This window comes from Flavobacterium sp. (genome assembly GCF_043722275.1).
Classification (GTDB): Bacteria; Bacteroidota; Bacteroidia; order Flavobacteriales; family Flavobacteriaceae; genus Flavobacterium.
The window spans coordinates 1-2,842 of sequence record NZ_JAYSPC010000100.1; the positions used below are offsets into that span (position 1 = coordinate 1).

The window sequence follows — 2,842 nt, forward strand, 5'->3', positions numbered from 1 at the left end:
GATTCAAAAAAATATGAAAATCTTTTTCTAATGGATGCAGCATAAACTCATCATAGAAGTATTCCGTCAGCCCGGTACCGATGATGATTGAAAAACTGATGATGAAGATAACAACAAAAAGCTAAATAGATAATGTCCAGCCCGATATGAAGCCCAATAGAATTACAAAAAGCCGAAGATAACTTCCGTCCGCCCGTATTTTGGCAAACCCCCTGTTGTATGCAGGCGGATTTGTCGAACGAAATGGTTTTAATTGTGTCAAGGGGTTTTGGAAGCGTCTGCAAGCAACACTCTTTTACAAAGGTTTGCTTCTGTATCTGGGCTTGTGTGCCTTTGTAAATGTGTGGGGCTTTTGTCGAGCCAATAAGTTCTTTGAAATACTGCTTAAATGATTAATGTACAGATTGTCTGAAAGAGTTTAAAGCCTTAGAGTTTTTGGGGATTGTAACCTTTAAGTCCTTAGTTCCCAAAATCATATAAATTTCCTCTTGTAGCTCATTAGCTTCTCTTTTTTTTGTTTCGTCAGCATCTTTTATTTTTTCAGAAAGCTGAATCCAAACAGAAGTGTCGGTATGTTTTTTTATTGCTTTCATGATGATTATGTTTTTGTAATAATAAACAAATTTATTAAATAATTTTGGACGGCAAAATCTTATCGCCAGAAATCCAGTTAAATCCTGTGTCTTTATGGATTACTGCAAGCCTAATTAAGCCCCCAACGGTAGGTATTTTTTCGGTATATACCTGAATATCCATTATTATTTTAATCAATAATGCTGCCAAATCTGATGCTTCTTGAAGGCTTAATTGCCTGAATTTTATAGCAAATACATCTTTTGACACAATTTTTTGCAAAAAGTCAAAATGATTTACAGCGTCAATTATTTCTTTTTTCTTCGCTCCTTTGGGCTTGCAAGTTTTTAATATATAATTAAGAAAATGGTCTGTTATTTCAACTGTGTTTGTATATAATGAGCCGAAAATGAGCCTGTCAACAAAACCATCTTGTCCATCTGTAAGTATTTTTAAATGTGTCCTGTCGTTAAAAGTAACAATATCAGGGTCGGCGGTGTCATGTTTGTCTTTAGATAACGACTTAATTTTTATTAAAAAAATTTGAGGAATATCTTTTGCTCTGTTATAATGAGAAAAAATAAAATCTGTTTCCCCACAGTCATATTTTTTTAAATGCTCTAATACTTCAGTTTTTATTTTGTCACAAAATTCTTTTAAAATGTCTTCAATATTTTTTGCATAATATATAGCTTCGTCTATTTGCATATCATTTGCAATTCTTTTTACAATATCTTTTATTTCTATACCATTGATATATGCAGAACCAGCAGTAGCTATTGCAGAGAATTTGTCAAATTGAAATAATTTGTCCGCAAAATTTCTTGTATGAGAAGCTCTACGTTGAAATAAATCTATTAAGTCCGTAATTGGTATTGATTTTTTAGTTTTTGATTTTGATAAGTAGTCTATAAAATCTTTTCTGTCAATTGAATGTTCAACTGTTGTTACAAACGAATCGGCAACCATAGCGATGCCTTCTTTTGCGATTACGGAAGCAATAAATGTCATATTATAAGCAGTATTTTGATGTAAAATATGGTTTTGATGTCGCTCTGCAAAATTTTAGCTCTTTTGTGTCAAGGCAATGTGTCCAGCGAAAGTGCTAAAATGTGTGTCGGCAAAGAAGCGTTGGCGAATTAAAACAGTTTGAAAACGAAATGCTGATTGTCAAGTGGTCGCTCCTTAGTAAACGGTCTGCCCGCTTGCATACAACGTACAGGGCTTTGCGTTTGTGGTGGAATTTGAAATTCGTCCGCCCGGAACTGATGCTAAATTAATAAATAAAAGATGATGATAACGACAAAAAGATTGGTGATGCTTGTCAAGCCCGAACTACCGCCCAACAGCGAAAAAAATGCTCATTGTACTTCCGTCAAGCCACCATAACGCAAAACCCCATGTTAGCTGTAGCCTTATTTTTTCCAATTATCAGGCTTAGTATAAGTTTTCACACCATTAGTTACGATAGTTGACATAATTGAATTTAAAAACTTTTGTTCATTGTCACCTAAAAAAACAATTGGCTTACTTATACCTAAAATGTCAGTTGAACTTCTTTCTGGAGGAAAATATACTTTTACTTTCTTGTCAGGGAAATTTGATTTTATTGTCTGCAAAGTTGGTATCTGGTCACTGTCTGCACTTATTAAAACTAAAATGTCGGTATTATTTAAAACACAATCCATTAACATGCTAATCGCAATATTAACATCAGTCCGTTTTTCTTCTTGTCCTAAAAAAATTTGGGTGCATTTTTTACATTTGATGTCTTTGTTTTGGTATTTGCCATTTATAATTTCTACTAAATCGCCATTTAGTAATTTATTTGCAGAAAAAAAAGCTGATTGCCTACTACGTTTTTTGTCATCGCTTGGTGGAGCTGTAAAATATTTAACTTTAATAAGTGAATGGTCTTTATCTAAAAATTCTGTACAAAATTTCACCAAGTCAAGCCAATAATAGTTTTTCCATTTGGGGAATAATTCAGATTTATCTTTTAAGCCGTTGTAAAAATTAAATCCGTCAAAATAAAATATCACTCTTTTCATGGCATAAAATAAAAAAGCTGCCATAGGCAGCAAAGCTATAATACAGAGACTATAGCGTGGAATAAGAAAACAAAAGTAAGGTAATTATCCATTTGTAGTATGTTTTTGAGGATGAACGGTAATATTTTGTGTTGAATGGAGTTTCGCAAAGGTTACAGCTAACGAGAGTTTGTGAAAAAACCTCCTGTCGCTACATAAATATACACACAATGTGAATA

3 protein-coding genes are annotated in these 2,842 nt (G+C 33.1%); all 3 read right to left on the reverse strand.

The window, feature by feature from the left end:
- Positions 1-392: 392 nt before the first annotated feature.
- Entirely contained in the window at positions 393-593 is a 201-nt protein-coding gene (locus ACHZDT_RS12580; protein WP_394774977.1) for a hypothetical protein, read from the reverse strand.
- 34 nt (positions 594-627) lie between these two features.
- The gene (locus ACHZDT_RS12585; RefSeq protein ID WP_394774978.1) at positions 628-1,584 is read right to left on the reverse strand and encodes a hypothetical protein; all 957 of its coding nucleotides are present in this window, start codon (positions 1,582-1,584) and stop codon (positions 628-630) included.
- Positions 1,585-1,988: 404 nt separating this feature from the next.
- A complete protein-coding gene (locus ACHZDT_RS12590; protein ID WP_394774979.1) occupies positions 1,989-2,648 on the reverse strand; it encodes an NYN domain-containing protein in 660 nt (219 codons plus the stop codon).
- Positions 2,649-2,842 lie beyond the last annotated feature (194 nt).

Bases quoted from the DNA above. Each gene is read 5' to 3' on its own strand.
- ACHZDT_RS12580 (WP_394774977.1), bottom strand. From the start codon at position 593: ATGAAAGCAATAAAAAAACATACCGACACTTCTGTTTGGATTCAGCTT.
- ACHZDT_RS12585 (WP_394774978.1), bottom strand. From the start codon at position 1,584: ATGACATTTATTGCTTCCGTAATCGCAAAAGAAGGCATCGCTATGGTT.
- ACHZDT_RS12590 (WP_394774979.1), bottom strand. From the start codon at position 2,648: ATGGCAGCTTTTTTATTTTATGCCATGAAAAGAGTGATATTTTATTTT.